13 protein-coding genes, 1 other RNA gene and 1 pseudogene are annotated in these 16749 nt (G+C 69.1%); 8 read left to right on the top strand and 7 right to left on the bottom strand.

What is annotated here, in order from left to right; genetic code table 11:
* Window positions 1-81: 81 nt before the first annotated feature.
* The 3 genes from AB6A66_RS06460 to AB6A66_RS06450 all read right to left on the bottom strand — a co-directional run bounded on the left by AB6A66_RS06460 (window position 82) and on the right by AB6A66_RS06450 (window position 3205).
* Complete coding sequence (locus AB6A66_RS06460) at window positions 82-1107, bottom strand: sodium:calcium antiporter (protein ID WP_371055238.1); 1026 nt, start codon at window positions 1105-1107, stop codon at window positions 82-84.
* 114 nt (window positions 1108-1221) lie between these two features.
* Window positions 1222-1318, bottom strand: an RNA gene (ffs, locus tag AB6A66_RS06455) — signal recognition particle sRNA small type.
* A 45-nt stretch (window positions 1319-1363) separates the two neighbouring features.
* Window positions 1364-3205, bottom strand: coding sequence for a 5'-nucleotidase C-terminal domain-containing protein (locus AB6A66_RS06450; protein ID WP_371055237.1), 1842 nt, complete (start codon window positions 3203-3205; stop codon window positions 1364-1366).
* A gap of 173 nt (window positions 3206-3378) precedes the next feature.
* Here AB6A66_RS06450 and nudC point away from each other — a divergent pair, with 173 nt between their 5' ends.
* Window positions 3379-4329, top strand: a complete 951-nt coding sequence (gene nudC, locus AB6A66_RS06445) for an NAD(+) diphosphatase (RefSeq protein ID WP_371055396.1) — start codon at window positions 3379-3381, stop codon at window positions 4327-4329.
* 21 nt (window positions 4330-4350) lie between these two features.
* Here nudC and AB6A66_RS06440 read toward each other — a convergent pair whose 3' ends face one another.
* Window positions 4351-5190: a prephenate dehydratase gene (locus AB6A66_RS06440; protein ID WP_371038167.1), complete on the bottom strand. Its 840-nt coding sequence runs from the start codon at window positions 5188-5190 to the stop codon at window positions 4351-4353.
* Window positions 5191-5303: 113 nt separating this feature from the next.
* Here AB6A66_RS06440 and AB6A66_RS06435 point away from each other — a divergent pair.
* From AB6A66_RS06435 to AB6A66_RS06410, 6 genes and pseudogenes are all read left to right on the top strand, one after another.
* Window positions 5304-5768, top strand: a pseudogene (locus tag AB6A66_RS06435) (cytochrome c family protein); the annotation flags it as partial.
* A 407-nt stretch (window positions 5769-6175) separates the two neighbouring features.
* The gene (locus AB6A66_RS06430; RefSeq protein ID WP_371055395.1) at window positions 6176-6571 is read left to right on the top strand and encodes a cytochrome c family protein; all 396 of its coding nucleotides are present in this window, start codon (window positions 6176-6178) and stop codon (window positions 6569-6571) included.
* Between the two features lie 191 nt (window positions 6572-6762).
* Window positions 6763-8733: an extracellular solute-binding protein gene (locus tag AB6A66_RS06425; protein ID WP_371055236.1), complete on the top strand. Its 1971-nt coding sequence runs from the start codon at window positions 6763-6765 to the stop codon at window positions 8731-8733.
* A gap of 7 nt (window positions 8734-8740) precedes the next feature.
* Window positions 8741-9826 carry a microcin C ABC transporter permease YejB gene (locus tag AB6A66_RS06420; RefSeq protein ID WP_371055235.1) on the top strand — a complete coding sequence of 362 codons (1086 nt, stop codon included), beginning with the start codon at window positions 8741-8743 and terminating at the stop codon, window positions 9824-9826.
* A 69-nt stretch (window positions 9827-9895) separates the two neighbouring features.
* Window positions 9896-11050, top strand: coding sequence for an ABC transporter permease (locus AB6A66_RS06415; protein ID WP_371038300.1), 1155 nt, complete (start codon window positions 9896-9898; stop codon window positions 11048-11050).
* Window positions 11047-12684, top strand: coding sequence for an ABC transporter ATP-binding protein (locus AB6A66_RS06410; RefSeq protein ID WP_371055234.1), 1638 nt, complete (start codon window positions 11047-11049; stop codon window positions 12682-12684). Before AB6A66_RS06415 ends, AB6A66_RS06410 begins: the two co-directional genes overlap by 4 nt.
* On the opposite strand, the gene AB6A66_RS06405 is transcribed toward AB6A66_RS06410, so the two are convergent.
* Window positions 12681-13598 carry an endonuclease/exonuclease/phosphatase family protein gene (locus AB6A66_RS06405; protein ID WP_371055233.1) on the bottom strand — a complete coding sequence of 306 codons (918 nt, stop codon included), beginning with the start codon at window positions 13596-13598 and terminating at the stop codon, window positions 12681-12683. The two genes, AB6A66_RS06410 and AB6A66_RS06405, sit on opposite strands and share 4 nt — an antisense overlap.
* A gap of 48 nt (window positions 13599-13646) precedes the next feature.
* Complete coding sequence (gene hemN / locus AB6A66_RS06400; protein ID WP_371055232.1) at window positions 13647-15002, bottom strand: oxygen-independent coproporphyrinogen III oxidase; 1356 nt, start codon at window positions 15000-15002, stop codon at window positions 13647-13649.
* A gap of 70 nt (window positions 15003-15072) precedes the next feature.
* On the opposite strand from hemN, the gene fnrL reads away from it, so the two are divergent.
* Window positions 15073-15819 carry a transcriptional regulator FnrL gene (fnrL, locus tag AB6A66_RS06395; protein WP_371038174.1) on the top strand — a complete coding sequence of 249 codons (747 nt, stop codon included), beginning with the start codon at window positions 15073-15075 and terminating at the stop codon, window positions 15817-15819.
* A gap of 49 nt (window positions 15820-15868) precedes the next feature.
* Here the strand turns inward: fnrL and AB6A66_RS06390 are convergent, their stop codons facing one another.
* On the bottom strand, window positions 15869-16708 hold the full coding sequence (locus AB6A66_RS06390) for a universal stress protein (RefSeq protein WP_371055231.1): 840 nt from the start codon (window positions 16706-16708) through the stop codon (window positions 15869-15871).
* Window positions 16709-16749: the final 41 nt, after the last annotated feature.

Raw genomic sequence — 16749 nt, 5'->3', positions numbered from 1 at the left:
ACGCCTCGCCCGAATCCTGAATGCGCAGCCTAGGGCCGCCGCCCGGCATCGTCCAGCGGGCGGCGCGCGGACGCCCGCCCATCAGAACGCCTGCACCGCGATCGCGAACCCGTAGACCGCCAGGATCAGGACGCTTTCCAGCCCGATGCCGGCCGGCCCGCGCCGCTGCCGGTAGAGCATCCCGAGGACGAGGATCGCGGTCATGGTCAGTCCCGCGGTCAGCCAGAACAGGTCGTCCCTGCCGATCGCGTGGTAGATGGACCCATTGCGATAGCCGGCATCCGAGAGCGTGATGAAGAGCACGTCGAAGGTGTTTCCGCCGATGATGCCGCCGACGGCCATCTGCAGCGCGCCGCGCCGGATCGCGGCGAGCGTCGTGACCAGTTCGGGAAGCGAGGTGATGACCGCCGTCACGAGCGCGCCGACGACGGAGGCGTTCAACGCGTAGCGGTCGGTCAGTTCCGCCGCCGCGCGCGAAAGCGTCCAGCCCGCCGCCGCCATGATCAGCATCAGCGCCGCGAAAACGGTGAAAAGCGCGAGCGTCGATCGTGGCTCGGGATCGTCCTCCTCGGGCTCGTCCTCGCGGGTCTCGTGCGTGCGCACCGGTCGCCACATCGGTGTCTCGCGCACCTCGCGGACCGCGAGCAGCCCGACCGCGTAGACCGCGACGAGCAGGACCGAGACGGGGTGAACGCCCCAGATCGCGAATTCGGGCAGGGTGTAGGCGACGAAGGGCAGGGCCAGCATCAGCATCAGCACGGTGCCCTGGAAGACGTTGGCGAGTTCGGCGGCGGCATGTTCCAGGTTGGCCTTGCGATGCAGGATGTCCGCGAGCGCGAGGAAGGCCGTCTGCACCGCGATCCCGCCGATCCCGTTGGAAAAGGCGAGCGATGCGCGCTCGTCGAGCGCGGCGGTGACCGAGACGATCGTGCCCGAGATCGACGTCGCCGCGCCGAGGAGGACCGCCCCCACCATCGCCTCGCCCAGCCCGGTTCGGTCGGCCAGGCGGTCGGCGAGCGAGGTCATCCGCACGCCGCTGAGCAGGATGACGATGGCCGTCCCGGCGAGGATCGCCGCGAGGGCCGCGAAAGAGAAGTCGGAAAACATCCACCGCGCCTCGGACCGGGTTGCCCACATCAAGGACATATCAGCGGGCGGCGGCCGGAGGAACCGCGCCCCGTCACATCCGCACGCGCGTCAGATTCCGGACTGGAGGGGAAAGGTGAGAGGTTGGAAAACGACCCAAGCGGGGCTCGTTACGGCTGCTTCCTTCCGGACCTGACCGGGTTGGCGAGGCGCTTGCCCGCACCAACCTCTCAAGCGAGTATCTAAGGCCGGCGGCGCGGATTCGCAACCCGTGCGCTCAGAGCCGCAGCCGGAGTTGCAGAAACCCGTCCGCCGTCTCGCCCGTCTCGGCCACGTCCAGGCCTGCCGCGTCGACAAGATGCGCCCGCGCGGCCGGCCCGGTCGGCGCGAGCGCGGTGGCGCCCGGCAGCCGCGCGAACCGCCAGACCGGGATCGGGTCCGGCCGGACCGGGCTTTCCCGAAGAAGGTGGTCCGCGAGCGCATCGCGGTCGGTCAGGTCCGCATCCCAGACGACCTCCCAGTCGGCGGCGCCGCCGGGCGGGTCCGACGCGCCGGTGCGATGCGCGCTCGTGACGACGAGGAAGTCGTCGGCCGGCCGCACCGGGCGCCCCGCGTGCCGGACCGCGTCCACGCGGCAGGGCCCCGGCCCGGTGGGCCGGCCGGAGATGTCGTAAAGGGCCGGGCGCGACAGGTCGATCCGATAGCTCAGGCCGTGCAGCACGTCGAAGCGGTGGGTCGGGAAATCGGGCTGGAGGAGCGGCTGGTCTGCGACGCCGGGCCGCAGCGTGCGGTAGAGCGCGGCGGCGCGTTCCAGCCAGTCGAGCAGTGCCGCGCCGCTCAGCCGCACGACCTGGAGCGCGTTGCCGAAGGGGAAAAGCTCCGACAGGTGCCGCGCGTGCAGCGGGCCGGCGGCGATATCGACGAAGTGCCCGGGTCCACCGGGCCCGCCCGCCTTGGACGGCGCGACGGCCGAAAGCAGGGGAAGGCCCGCCCATCGGGTGCCGGCGAGCCCGCGCTCTGCCGCGGCGCGCTGCGCCTCGGCCAGAAGGCGCAGCGCCGGCGCGTCGGTCAGAAGCGCGAAATGGCTGTGAAGCGGCCGCGAGGTGGCGCCCGCGACCACGGCGAGACGCGCCTGCGCCGCGCCGTGGTCGCGGGCCGCCGCGCGCAGGACTGCGGCGTCCTCGCCTTCCCCGCCCGTCGGGGCGACGCGGCGCGCCCGGTGCGCCGCCACCCGCCACCCGCCGGTCGACCGCCGCTCGAGGACAAGGTCGATGACGCCCACGCTCTTGCCCAGGAAATCGGGCATCACGGCGGGGATGCCCGCCAGCGTGGCGCCGGGCGTGTCGTCGGGCGGGAAGGCCGCGTGGCTGTGTCCGGCGATCACCGCGTCCAGACCGGGAACCGCCGCGAGCGCGCGGACCACGTTCTCGGCGCGGGGGGCGGGCCGCCTCTCTCCGAGGCCGCTATGGGCGAGCGCCACCACCACATCGGCCCCGTCCGCGCGCATCCGCGGCACGAGCCGGCGCGCGGTGTCGAGGATGCAAGCGGCGCGCACCGCGCCCGCGAGCGCACGACCGCTCCATCGCACGGTCTGGGGCGGCGCGAAACCGATCACGCCCACCCGCACCCGGGCGCGCCCGCCGCCGCCGTTGCGCAGCTCGCGGTCGATCAGCGTGTAGGGCGGCAGCAGGGGCGTGCCGCCCGCGTCCGCGAAATTGGCCAGCACGACCGGAAAGCCCGCGCCGGCCAGCGCGTTGCGCAGGAACGCGAGGCCGTAATCGAAATCGTGGTTGCCGAGCGTCGCGGCGTCGTAGCCCAGCGCCGTCATCGCCGCGATAGCGGGGTGTGGCGCGCCGCCGCGCTCCGCCCAGTTCTCGGCCACATGGTCGGCGAGCGGCGTGCCTTGCAGCGTGTCGCCGTTATCGAGGAGCAGCGTGCCCGGCACCTCCGCGCGAAGCCGCCGGATAAGCGGGCCGAGCGCGGCAAGCCCGGCTCGCGGCACCGGCGCGTTCCGCGCGTAGTCGTGCCCGAGAAGCGTGCAGTGCAGGTCTGTGGTCGCGAGGATGCGCAGCTGTGCCATGCCCGGCGCGAGGGTCAGGGGGGCGAAAGAGATCGTCATCGTTGGGAGTTCTGGCATCCATCGGCTTTGACTATCTGGGAATGTAATCCAATGATTTATTGCAATCTAGGGTTAAGCCAGCCGCCGGGGTCCGCATTTCCACTGGCCTGCGTGGCGTCGCGCATGTCATGGCTCTTACCCGGCGGCGGGCGAACGAACCGGAAGGAAGGATGATGCGGCACGCGGAGACGGTGACTTTCGGTGGATCGGCGCTCGACCGCGCGGACACGCTTCGGGCCGATCAGCGGGCGCTCGCGGACGCGATGTCCGATCCCCGGTCCAGCGTGCTGGCGCTCTGGCGCGGACGGCCGCTCTTCGCCGGCCCGGGGCTCGACCGGCTGGTCCGCCTTCCGGTCGGGCATGCCGCGCTTGACGGCGCGGGCGAGCCCATCCTGATCGGGCGCGAGGATGGCTGCGCGGTCTTCGCCGCCGATATCTCGCACTGGATGCCGGAGACGGCCGAAGAGCCTTCGGAAGATGCCGAACAGCACCACCCCGCCCTTCCCGGGGATCACGCCTTCCGCGAGCTGAGATCGTCCATGACCGCGCTCGGACCGCGCGACGCCGAGCTTGCTGCCACCGCCCGCGCCATTCTCGGCTGGCACCGAAGCCATCGGTTCTGCGCGCGTTGCGGGGCCGAAAGCGCGGCGGCGCGGGGCGGTTGGGTCCGGGTCTGCGCGTCCTGCGGCGGCCAGCATTTCCCGCGCACGGATCCGGTGGTCATCATGCTCGTCGTCTCGGGGCCGCGGGTGCTGCTGGGCCGCTCGCCCCACTGGCCGGGCGGCATGTATTCGCTGCTCGCGGGCTACATGGAGCCCGGCGAATGCATGGAGGCCGCGGTGCGGCGCGAAGTCCTGGAGGAGGCGGGCGTGCACGTCGGCGCGGTGCGCTACCTCGCCAGCCAGCCCTGGCCTTTCCCGGCCTCGCTCATGCTCGGCTGCCTCGCCGAGGCCGAGAGCGAGGCGATCACGCTCGATCCCGCGGAGCTGGAGGATGCGCTCTGGGTCGGCCGGACCGAGCTTCTGGACGTTTTCGCGGGCACGCATCCCCGCATCAGACCGCCGCGCGCGGGCGCCATCGCCGGGTTCCTGCTGCGCAACTGGCTCGCGGACCGGCTGGATTGAAGGTGTGGGCCGGCCGGCGCCTCAGGCGCCGTGCCGCCGGGGATCGGCCGGGTAGACGCCGAGGATCCGCATCTCGTCGGTGAAGTAGTCGAGCTCCTCGAGCGCCAGTTTCACCCCGGGATCGTCCGGGTGCCCCTCGATATCGGCGTGGAACTGGGTGGCCTTGAACGAGCCGCCCACCATGTAGCTTTCCAGCTTGGTCATGTTGACGCCGTTCGTGGCGAACCCGCCCATGGCCTTGTAGAGCGCCGCGGGGATGTTGCGAACGCGGAAGACGAAGCTTGTCATCATGCCGTCGTCGCCACGCGGCGTGTGGTCGGGCTCTCGCGCCATGATGAGAAAGCGCGTGGTGTTGTTGCCCTGGTCCTCGATGTGCCGGGCGAGCACCTCGAGGCCGTAGATCTCGGCGGCGAGGTCGCCGGCCAGCGCGGCCAGCGCGGGATCGTGGGCGTTCGCGACATGGCGGGCGGAACCGGCGGTGTCCGCGCCGGTCACACGGTGGATGCCGTGGGCGCGCAGGAAGTCGCGGCACTGGCCCAGCAGCATGGTGTGGCTCATCGCGCGCTCGATCCGCGACAGGGGCGTGCCGGGCAGGGCGAGCAGGTTGATGTGCACCCGCACGAAGGCCTCGTTCACGATGTGCAGCCCGGACATCGGCAGAAGCTGATGGATGTCGGCCACGCGCCCGTAGGTGGAATTCTCCACCGGCAGCATGGCGAGTTCGGCCTGGCCGTCCCGCACAGCCTCCACCGCGTCCTCGAAGGTGCGGCAGGGCAGCGCCTCCATCTCCGGATGCGCGTCGTGGCAGGCCTGGTGCGAATACGCGCCCGGCTCGCCCTGGAAGGCGATGCGTGCTGTCATGGCGATCGTCCCGCGAAAAAGCCCCGGTCCGGGCGTTTGGTCGCGGTAACTACACCTTGCGCGGGTTGGACGGAACCCTATAGATACCCCCCGACTGACACCGGAAAACGGAAATGCGAGCCATGCCTGACACGATGACGTTTACCAAGGTATTCGGGAGCCTCTGCGGCGCGCTCCTGGTCTTCCTGCTGGGCAAGTGGGCCGCCGAGGAACTCTATCATGTCGGCGTTCCCTACGGCGAGCAGCAAGCCTACGTCATCGACACCGGCGAGGAAGAGGAGGAGGAGGTGGCCGACGCGGCCCCCGTCGAAGAGGAGGAGGAAGTTCCCTTCGTTCAGCTTCTCGCCAACGCGAGCGCCGATGCCGGCGAAGGCGTGTTCCGCCAGTGTTCGGCCTGCCACGTCGTCGATCAGGAGCGCAACGGTGTCGGGCCGCACCTCGTGAACGTCATGGGCCGCGAGATCGCGTCCATCGACGGGTTCCGCTATTCCGGGGCGCTGCCCGAGGGCGCATGGACATGGGAAGAGATGAACGCGTGGATCGAGAATCCGCGCGACTACGCGCCGGGCACCTCGATGGGGTATGGCGGGCTTGCCGATGACGAGGACCGCGCCGACCTGATCGCCTATCTGGGCAGCTACACCGAAGGATGGACCCTGCCGGGCGCGGACGCCGCCGTGGAAGAGGCGGCCGCCGAGGCCCCCGCCGAGGACATGGCCACCGAGGAGGCTGCTGCGGAAGACGCGGCGCCTGAGGAGCCCGCCGCGGAAGAGGCGGCCGAAGAAGAGGTCGCGAGCGAGGACACCGCCACGGAAGACGTCGCGATGGAGGACACCGCCACCGAGGAGGCAGCGACCGAGGAGATGACCGCCGCGGGTGACGCGTCCGAGGATGCGTCCGCTGGCGGCGAGATGTCGGAGTTGCAGATGGCGCTGGCCGAGGCCGACGTCGGCAACGGCGAGCGCGTGTTCCGCCAGTGTTCGGCATGCCACGTCGCGAACCAGGAACAAAACCGCGTCGGCCCGCACCTTGTCGGCATCATCGGCCGCNGATGTCGGAGTTGCAGATGGCGCTGGCCGAGGCCGACGTCGGCAACGGCGAGCGCGTGTTCCGCCAGTGTTCGGCATGCCACGTCGCGAACCAGGAACAAAACCGCGTCGGCCCGCACCTTGTCGGCATCATCGGCCGCGAGATCGGCGCGGTGGACGGCTTCCGCTACTCCGGCGCCCTTCCCGAAGGCGTCTGGACGGCCGAGGAAATGGACGCCTGGCTCGAGAACCCGCGTGATTACGCGCCGGGCACCTCGATGGGTTATGCCGGTCTTCGCGATCTTCAGGATCGTGCCGACCTTATCGCGTGGCTCGACAGCCTCGACGACTGAGCAGTGTCTCGCGCCCGCAAGGCGTATCGGGGCCGTCGCGCGGGAGCGCGGCGGCCCTTTTCGCGCCAGCGGACGGTCGGCCTGCCGGGATCACGCAATCGCAACTTGAACACGCGCGATCTGGCATTCTAGCGTAACTGCACCATTTCCCGTGAAGTGCGCACCGCTTCGGAACGCTGGAGGATCCGACCATGACCCCGTCGCAGCAGCCCGCGCAGGCCATCGTCCAACTCTTCGGTGCCGCGGCGCTCGCGCTTTCGGCGGCGTTCCCGCCGGCGACGGCTGCCGCCGAGACCGGGACGCCCGCCTTCACGCCGGAGCCGAGCGAGGCCGCGCGCGCCCAGGGCGGCGAGGTCGTCGTCTCGCACGGTTACAACTTCTTCGGCGATCTCACCTATCCGCCCGACTTTGCGCATTTCGACTACGTCAATCCCGACGCGCCCGTGGGCGGCGAGATCTCGCTCTGGGCACCGGGCACCTTCGACAGCATGAATCCCTATTCCCGGCAGGGCCGGGCCGGACGCTATTCGTGGATGTTCTACGAGTCGCTTCTGGGCGAGATGCCCGCCTCGGGGGCGGGCGCGCCGGCCGACCAGATCGGGGAATCCTACGGGCTTCTCGCCTGGAAGGTCGAATACGATCCCGGCAAGACCTGGGCGATCTTCCACATGCGCCCCGAGGCGCGGTTTTCCGACGGCACGCCGGTGACCGCGCATGACGTGGTCTTCTCGCACAACCTGCTGCTGGAACAGGGGCTTCCGAGCTACGCGCAGGCGGTCAGCCGCCGCGTCCTCTCGGCGGAGGCGCTCGACGATCACACGGTGAAGTTCACCTTCGCCGAGGATATCTCGCGCCGGTCGCTCATCGACCAGGTGGGCGGCGTTCCGGTCTGGTCGCAGGCGTGGTTCGAGGAGACGGACGCCCGCCTCGACGAGCCGCGCCTCGAGCCGGCGGTCGGCTCCGGTCCCTATGTCCTCGACAGCGTCGACGTGAACCGCAGCATCGTCTATCGGCGCAATCCCGACTACTGGGGCTGGCACCTGCCGATCAACCAGGGCCGGCACAATTTCGAGCGCATCCGGATCGAGTATTTCGCCGACGAGAACGCCGCCTTCGAGGCGTTCAAGGCGGGGGTCTACACCTTCCGCGCCGAAGGCAATTCCCGCACCTGGGCCACGGGCTACGATTTCCCCGCGGTCGAGCGCGGGCACGTGAAGCTGGAGGAGCTTCCGGATGGCACGCCGCCGGCGCCCACCGGCATAGTCTTCAACCTCGGCCGCGACGTCCTCAAGGACAAGCGTGTGCGCGAGGCGATCTCGCTGGCCTACAATTTCGAATGGACCAACGAGTCGCTGCAGTATGGCCTTTTCAAGCAGCGCGAGTCCTTCGTTCAGGACACGCCGATCGAGGCCGAGGGCCCGCCGGAGGGCGCGGAACTCGAGCTGCTGCAATCCCTCGACGTGGAGGTCCCCGAAGAAGTGCTGACCGAACCGGCCCGCGACGCGCACAGCTCCGGCGCCGACCGGCTGAACGACCGCCGGAACCTGCGCCGCGCGATGCGCCTGCTCGACGAGGCGGGTTGGGCCGTGGGGGACGACGGGTTGCGCCGCAGCGCCGCGGGCGAGGTGCTGAGCCTCGACTTCCCGATCTCGTCGTCGAGTTCCGCGACCCTCGTCTCGGTGGTGCAGACCTTCGCGCAGAACCTCGAACTGATGGGGATCGAGGCCAACGTGGAGCGGGTCGATCCCTCGCAGTTCACCCTGCGCAGCCGGGAACGCGACTACGATCTGGTGTTCGACAACTACGTCGCCTTCCTTCAGGCGGGCACCGGTCTGATGCAGCGATACGGCTCCACAGAGGCGGAATTCAGCCTGTTCAATCCCGCCGGGCTCGCCAGCCCGCTGGTGGATGCGGTGATCGAGGCGGCGCTCGCGACCGACAATCGCGAGGACGAGGCCGTGGCGCTGCGCGCGCTCGACCGCGTTCTGCGGCACGAGTTCTTCATGGTGCCGGTCTGGTACAACGACAGCCACTGGGTGGCCTACTGGGACCAGTACGAGCACCCCGAGACCCTGCCGCCCTACGCGCTGGGCGTGCTCGATTTCTGGTGGTTCAACGCGGAGAAGGCCGCGCGCCTTCGCGCCGACGGCGCGCTGAGGTAGGGGCGGCATGGGCGCCTATATCCTCCGGCGGCTTCTGCTCATCGTTCCGACGCTGCTGGGCATCATGATCATCAACTTCACGCTGGTGCAGTTCGTACCCGGCGGGCCGGTCGAGCAGATCATCGCCCAGATGCAGGGGCAGGGCGACGTGTTCGAGGGTTTCGCGGGCTCTGGAGAGGACGCGGGCAGCACCTCGGCCGAGGAGCTCGAGGGCTATGCCGGCGCGCGCGGACTTCCGCCCGAGTTCATCGCCGATCTGGAACGGCAGTTCGGCCTCGACAAGCCGCCGCTGGAGCGGTTCTTCGGGATGCTCTGGGATTACATGCGGCTCGATTTCGGCGAGAGCTACTTCCGCAAGATCGAGGTGACGGAGCTGGTCCTCGAGAAGATGCCCGTGTCGATCAGCCTCGGCCTCTGGTCCACGCTGATCGCCTACCTGATCTCGATCCCGCTGGGCATCCGCAAGGCGGTGAAGGACGGCACCCCCTTCGACACCTGGACCTCGGGCGCGATCATCGTGGCCTATGCCATTCCGGGCTTTCTCTTCGCGATCCTGCTGCTCGTGCTGCTGGCGGGCGGCAGCTATCTGCAGGTCTTCCCGCTGCGGGGCCTGACCTCGGACAACTGGCAGGACCTGAGCCTTCCCGCCAAGATCGCAGACTATTTCTGGCACATCACGCTGCCGGTCGCGGCCTCCACGATCTCGGCCTTCGCGACGCTCACGCTGCTGACGAAGAACTCCTTCCTGGACGAGATCAAGAAGCAGTATGTCATCACCGCCCGGGCCAAGGGCGTCAGCGAGGGGCGCGTGCTCTACGGGCACGTGTTCCGCAACGCGATGCTGATCGTGATCGCGGGTTTCCCGGCCGTCTTCATCGGTATCTTCTTCACCGGCTCGCTTATCATCGAGACGATCTTCTCGCTCGACGGGCTGGGGCGGCTGGGCTTCGAGGCGGCGGTGGCGCGTGACTATCCGGTGATCTTCGGCACGCTGTTCATCTTCGGGCTGATCGGTCTCGTGGTGGGCATCCTGTCGGACCTGATGTACGTCATCGTCGATCCGCGCATCGACTTCGAGAAACGCGAGGGCTGAGCGGTGCAGCAACGCGCGCCCAACGAAACCCCGGTGCCCACCGAGGAGACCGTCCCCCACAAGGAACGTATGCCGGGCCACATGGCCCCCGCGCCGGTCGTTCCGCCGCAGAAGCGCCGCTGGCTTTCGCCGCTCAACGAGCGGCGCTGGCGGAACTTCCGGCGCAACAAGCGTGCCTACTGGTCGCTCATCATCTTCTCGATCCTGTTCGGGCTCTCGCTCTTCGCGGAGTTCATCGCCAACGACAAGCCGATCCTCGTGAGCTACCGGGGCGAGCTTCACACGCCCGTCTTCACCTTCTACCCGGAGACGGCATTCGGCGGCGATTTCCGGACGGAGGCGATCTACCGTGATCCCGAGGTGTCCTGCCTGATCGTCACGGGCGGGCTCGACGCCTGTTTCGACGATCCCGAGGGCCTGATCGAGGACGCGGAGGACGGGATCGTGGGCGGGCAGGAGATCGAGAAGGGCTGGCTGCTCTGGCCGCCCATTCCCTACGCCTACGACACCGTGGTGGACCGGCCGGGCGCGGCGCCGCTGCCGCCCAACGAGCAGAACCTTCTGGGCACCGACGACACGAAGCGCGACGTGCTGGCGCGCATCATCTACGGCTTCCGGCTCTCGATCCTCTTCACGATCATCGTCACCACGCTCGCGAGCGTGGTGGGCATCGTCGCCGGCGCCGTCCAGGGCTTTTTCGGGGGCTGGCTGGACCTCATCTTCCAGCGCATCATCGAGATCTGGCAGGCGACGCCGGCGCTTTACATCATCATCATCCTCTTCGCGATCCTCGGGCGAAGTTTCTGGCTGCTCGTGCTGCTCACGGTGCTTTTCGGATGGACGGCGCTGGTGGGCGTGGTGCGCGCGGAGTTCCTGCGCGCGCGCAACCTCGAATATGTCCGCGCGGCGCGGGCGCTCGGCGTGTCGAACTGGACGATCATGTTCCGCCACATGCTGCCCAACGCCATGGTGGCGACGCTCACCATGCTGCCCTTCATCGTCACCGGCACCATCGCCACGCTCGCCGGCCTTGATTTCCTGGGCTTCGGCCTGCCGTCCTCGGCGCCGTCGCTGGGCGAGCTGACGCTTCAGGCCAAGCGCAACCTTCAGGCGCCCTGGCTGGCCTTCACGGCGTTCTTCACCTTCGCGATCATGCTCTCGTTGCTGGTGTTCATCTTCGAGGGCGTGCGCGACGCCTTCGACCCGCGAAAGACCTTTCAGTGAGCCGGGTCCTCGAAGTCGAGAAGCTGAGCGTGGCGTTCCGTCAGGACGGGCGGCGCATCGAGGCGGTGCGCGGCGTCTCCTTCGCCGTCGACAAGGGCGAGACGGTGGCGCTGGTGGGCGAATCCGGCTCGGGCAAATCGGTCTCGGCGCTTTCGACGGTGTCGCTGCTCGGCCCGTCGGCCGAGGTTTCGGGCAGCGTGCGCTACAAGGGCGAGGAGATGATCGGCGCCCCCGAGGCGGCGTTGCGCCGCGTGCGCGGCAACGACCTGAGCTTCATCTTCCAGGAGCCTATGACATCGCTCAACCCGCTTCACACGCTGGAACGGCAGATCCGCGAAAGCCTCGCGCTGCACCAGGGGCTCGTGGGGGACGCGGCGCGCGCGCGCATTGTGGAGCTCCTGGACCGGGTCGGCATCCGCGATCCCGAAAGCCGGCTCAAGGACTATCCGCACCAGCTCTCGGGGGGGCAGCGCCAGCGCGTGATGATCGCCATGGCGCTCGCCAACAAGCCCGACATCCTGATCGCCGACGAGCCAACGACCGCGCTCGACGTCACGATCCAGGCCCAGATCCTGGAGCTTCTGGCCGAGCTGAAGGCCGACGAGGGGATGGGGCTTCTGTTCATCACCCACGATCTCGGCATCGTGCGGCGCATCGCGGACCGCGTCTGCGTCATGAAGGACGGCGAGATCGTCGAGAGCGGGCCGACCGCCGCGATCTTCTCCCGCCCCGAACATCCCTACACCCGGAAACTCCTGGCCGCAGAGCCGGAGGGGATGCCCGACCCCGTGCCCGAAGACGCCGAGGAGGTGGTGCGCACCGACCGGCTGAAGGTCTGGTTTCCCGTCCAGCGCGGGCTCTTGCGGCGCACGGTGGGCCATGTGAAAGCGGTGAACGACGCCACCATCACGGTGCGGCGGGGCGAGACGCTGGGTGTCGTGGGCGAATCGGGGTCCGGAAAGACCACGCTCGCGATGGCGATGATGCGCCTCATCGGCTCCGAGGGAGAGATCACCTTCGCCGGCGAGGACGTGAACGCGTGGTCCGTGCGCAAGCTTCGGCGCCTGCGCCGGGACATGCAGATCGTCTTCCAGGATCCCTTCGGCTCCCTTTCGCCGCGCATGAGCTGCGAGCAGATCATCGCGGAAGGGTTGGGCGTGCATGGAACCCGCGACAAGCGCCCGCAGCGCGAACTCGTGGCCGAGGTCATGTCCGAGGTGGGGCTCGACCCCGCGACGATGGACCGGTATCCGCACGAGTTCTCGGGCGGCCAGCGCCAGCGCATCGCCATCGCGCGGGCGATGATCCTGCGCCCGAAGCTTCTGGTCCTCGACGAGCCGACCTCGGCGCTCGACATGACCGTGCAGGTGCAGATCGTGAACCTGCTGCGCCAGTTGCAGGAGCGGTACGGCCTCGCCTACCTCTTCATCTCGCATGACCTGCGGGTTGTGCGGGCGATGTCGCACCGCGTCGTGGTGATGAAGGAAGGCGATATCGTCGAATACGGCCCCTCGGAAGAGATCTTCGAGACGCCGCGCCACGCCTACACGCGCGCGCTGCTCGAGGCGGCGCTCAACCCCACGGGCGGCAGCGTCGCGGGCCGCGCCCCCGCGCCGGCCGAGGCGCTGCGCTAGAGACCCGGAAACGTCACCGCCAGCGCCGCGTGATCGCTCGCATGCGGGCGATGCCAGCCCGTCCCCTCGAGCCGCGGTCCCGCGTGCCGGGTGGCCTCGTGCCCGAGCCCCGCGCGCAGGATCTCGGGGCATGCCTGCGGGAAGCGGCCGGCAAGGGCGGGCGAGGCGAGCAGCGCGTCGGGCCGGCCGTACCCGCCGGTCTCGGCGTCGTGCCAGGACCAGCGCCGGCCCGCGGGCAGCCGCTGGAGAAGGTCCACCGAGAAGGGTGGCAGCAGCGGCGCGATGGCCGGCGCGCCGGTCCCGTCAGCCGGTTCGTTCAGATCGCCCAGAACCAGCCAGAGCGCCGCGACCGGATCCGGAAAGCACGCCTCGATCAGTCGGCGCACCGCCTCGGCCTCGAGGCGGCGGATCGCCCAGGCGCGCCGCGCGCTGGGGTAGGGCGCCTTGAAGTGACAGACGAAGAGCGTGAGCGGGCCGGCGCGCGCGCGCAGGCAATCGCGGCGGAAGATCGGGTGGTCGGGATCGACGCCGCGCGGCGCCTCGAGGCCGAGGTCGGCGGGGCGCAGGCTGGCGTGGCCCGCCACGTCCTCGAGGGGCCGCCGGCTCATCAGCGCCACGTCCTGGCCGCGCCCGTCATTGCCCGGCAGGCACACCCGCCAAGGATACCGGCCGTCTCCGGCGCGCGCGAGGAACCGGTCATGGAAATGATCGAGCGAGGCACGGTCGAAGACTTCCTGCAGGGCGACGACATCCGCGTCGGCCCGCGCGATCAGCTTCGCCCCTAGGCTCCGGTCGGCCGGGTCGAGCCGCGCGGCCGTCGCCGTCGCGTCCTCGGGGCGGTCGCCGTCGCGTGCGCCATCGAGGCGCCCGTCGCGCAGGCGCAGGTTCTGCATGTTGAAGCTGGCGACACGCATGAACCCATAGCGCCCGACGGCCGCGCCCCTGTCCAGAGCCCGCCCGCGTCAGATGGCAGAGGAGTGGCCGGCCTTGTCGAGTTCGTAGGCGTCGAAGGCGCGCGCCACCATGCGGGTCAGCGGTCGCGCCTCGGGCGGGATCGAAAGCCCGTCGGGCGTGACCCTGAGCAGCCCCCCGAAGGCCGCCTGCGCCTCTGCGAACATGGCCGAAAGCCGCCGACGCGACACGCCGAAGCTGTCGGCGATCTCTGCCGCGTCGATGCGGAAGTCGCACATCAGCGCCTCGATCATCCGGCTGCGCAGCTTGTCCTCGTCGCTGAAGACGTGACCGCGCGAGGTCGAGAAGCGCCCCTCGCGGATGGCGGTGGTGTGCGCAGAGGTGGCCGGCGCGTTCTGCGCATAGCCCTGCGGAAAGCGCGAGATGGACGAGGCGCCGACGCCGATTAGCACCTCGGCGGTGTCGTCGGTGTAGCCCTGGAAGTTCCGGCGAAGCCGCCCCTGCCGCGCCGCGACGGCGAGGCCGTCCTCGGGCCGGGCGAAATGGTCGATGCCGATCTCGTCGTAACCGTCCCAGGCGAAAAGCTCCCGCGCCGTGTCGAAGAGATCGAGGCGTTCCTGTGGCGTCGGCAGCGCGTCGGAGGGAATCATCTGCTGGCGCTTGGCCATCCAGGGCACATGGGCGTAGCCGTAAAGCGCCACCCGGTCCGGAGAGAGCGACAGGAGCTTCTGCACGCTTTCGGTGATCCGCGCGCGGCTCTGGTGGGGCAGGCCGTAGAGAATGTCGGCGTTCAGGCTCGCGACGCCACGGGCGCGAATCGCGTCCACCGCGTTGCGGGTCGCGTCGAAGCTCTGGATGCGGCCGATCGTGCTCTGGATATGCGGGTCGAAATCCTGCACCCCGATGGAGGCGCGGTTCATGCCCGCCGCGGCGAGCGCGTCGAGCCGGGGGCCGTCGATCTCGTTCGGGTCGATCTCGACGGAAAACTCGTAGTCCTCGGCGAAGGGCGCGACCTTGGCGATGGCGGCGGCCAGTTCCTCCATCATCGGCGCGGACAGCAGCGTGGGCGTGCCGCCGCCCCAGTGAAGCCGCGCGAGGCGGACCCCGCCCGGCAGGGTGTCGCGAAGCAGCGCCAGTTCGGTCTTCAGCGTTTCGAGATAGGCCGCGACGGGCTTTTCGCTCTGGGTGCCCTGCGTCCGGCACGCGCAGAACCAGCAAAGTCTGCGACAGAACGGCACATGCACGTAGAGCGAAATGGCGCTGCCTTCGGGAATCGCACCGATCCAGTCCGCGAAGCGTTGCGGATCGACGCCGCCACCGAAATGGGGCGCTGTGGGGTAGCTGGTGTAGCGGGGCACCTTCGCGTCGAAGAGTCCCAGCTTTGCAAGTTGTGTTCGGCTGTCCATGTCACTAGAATTAGACACTGAGGGATGTGGGAACCTTGACTCAGATCAACCAGCGAGAGCGACCGATCACATGCTCAACGACACCATGAAACCGATCTCGCAGGCATGCTCGGATTGCCCCATCCGCCACCGCGCTGTCTGCGCGCGCTGCGACACCGACGAGCTCGATCGCCTCGAAGAGATGAAATACTACCGCAGCTTCGAGGCGGGGCAGACGGTGATCTGGTCGGGCGACCGCATGGATTTCGTCGGTTCGGTCGTCTCCGGCATCGCCACGCTCACGCAAACCATGGAAGACGGCCGCACCCAGATGGTCGGCCTCTTGCTGCCCAGCGATTTCGTCGGACGCCCCGGCCGCGAGGGCGCGGCCTACGACGTCGTGGCCACCACCGACATGGTGATGTGCTGTTTCCGCAAGAAGCCCTTCGAACAGATGATGGAGCGCACGCCCCACATCGCGCAGCGGCTTCTGGAGATGACGCTGGACGAACTCGACGCCGCGCGGGAATGGATGCTGGTGCTGGGCCGCAAGACGGCGCGCGAAAAGATCGCGTCGCTCCTGTCGATCATCGCGCGGCGCGACGCGACCCTGCAACTTCGGGGCACGCAAGGGCCCCTCGTCTTCGATCTTCCGCTGACGCGCGAGGCGATGGCCGACTATCTCGGCCTGACGCTCGAGACCGTGAGCCGGCAGATGTCGGCGCTCAGGCGCGACGGCGTCATCGAGCTTCAGGGCAAGCGCCACGTCACGGTGCCTGATTTCGGGCGCCTGATGGAAGAGGCGGGCGACGACAGCGACGGCGGCATGCTGGTCTGACCGGGTCGGGCCCCGCCGGCCGCAAAACGCGGCCGGCGCCCCGCACGGTTCAGTGCGCCATGAAGAGCGGCAGCGGAGAATTCTCCAGCATGTTGCGCGTCGCGCCGCCCAGAATGGCCTCGCGGAAGCGCGAGTGCCCGTAGGCGCCCATCACGATCATGTCCGCGTCGATGTCGAGCGCGTGGCGCATCAGCACGTCCGAGATTTGCGGCATCGTCTTCGACAGCACGTCGATCTCGACCTTCACGCCGTGACGGGCGAGGAACTGCGACAAAAGGCCGCCCGGATCGGACCGGTTCGGCCCGTGCGCCGGCGGATCGACGACGACGATATGCACGGTGTCGGCCGCGGACAGGAACGGCAGCGCGGCGCGCGCTGCCGAAAGCGCCTCGTCGCCCTCGTCCCAGCCCAGCAGGATTCGCTCGGGCCGCGTCTTGGCAAGCCCGTCCTCCGGCACGACGAGGACAGGCACATGGCCGTCGAACAGGGCGCCTTCGATCACCGGCTCCAACTCCGCGCCACGGTTCTCGCCATAGGGTTTGGGCAGGATCACCAGGTCGGAAAAGCGCGCGTGCATCGCCACCTGGCGGCCGATGTCCGCAAGCTGGGCGACACCCGTCTCCACGTTCCAGCGCACGTCGCTCTTGCCGAGCGTGTCGCGCACGTGCTGCCCCGCCGCCTCTGCGTCGCGCTGGGCGCGGGCGATCGTCTCCTGCAGGATCATCGCGTTGGCGCCGGCGTAGTAGTAGCCGGTCTGTGTTCTGTCGACGCCCATGCACATCGCCTCGAGATGCGCGTCCCAAGCCTGCGCCAGCGCCACGCTCGCCTCGAGCGGCGGTTTTGAAACGCCGGTGTCGGTGACGACGGTCATCAGTGTCTTGTAGCTCATCTCGTCCTCCAGATAGACTTCGTTCGTGGACCGTAGGGTGC

This window comes from Rhodosalinus sp. K401, assembly GCF_041365735.1.
Classification (GTDB): domain Bacteria; phylum Pseudomonadota; class Alphaproteobacteria; order Rhodobacterales; family Rhodobacteraceae; genus Rhodosalinus.
Note: the sequence above shows the minus strand (reverse complement) of the source record. Positions and strands in the feature narration are given on the sequence as shown.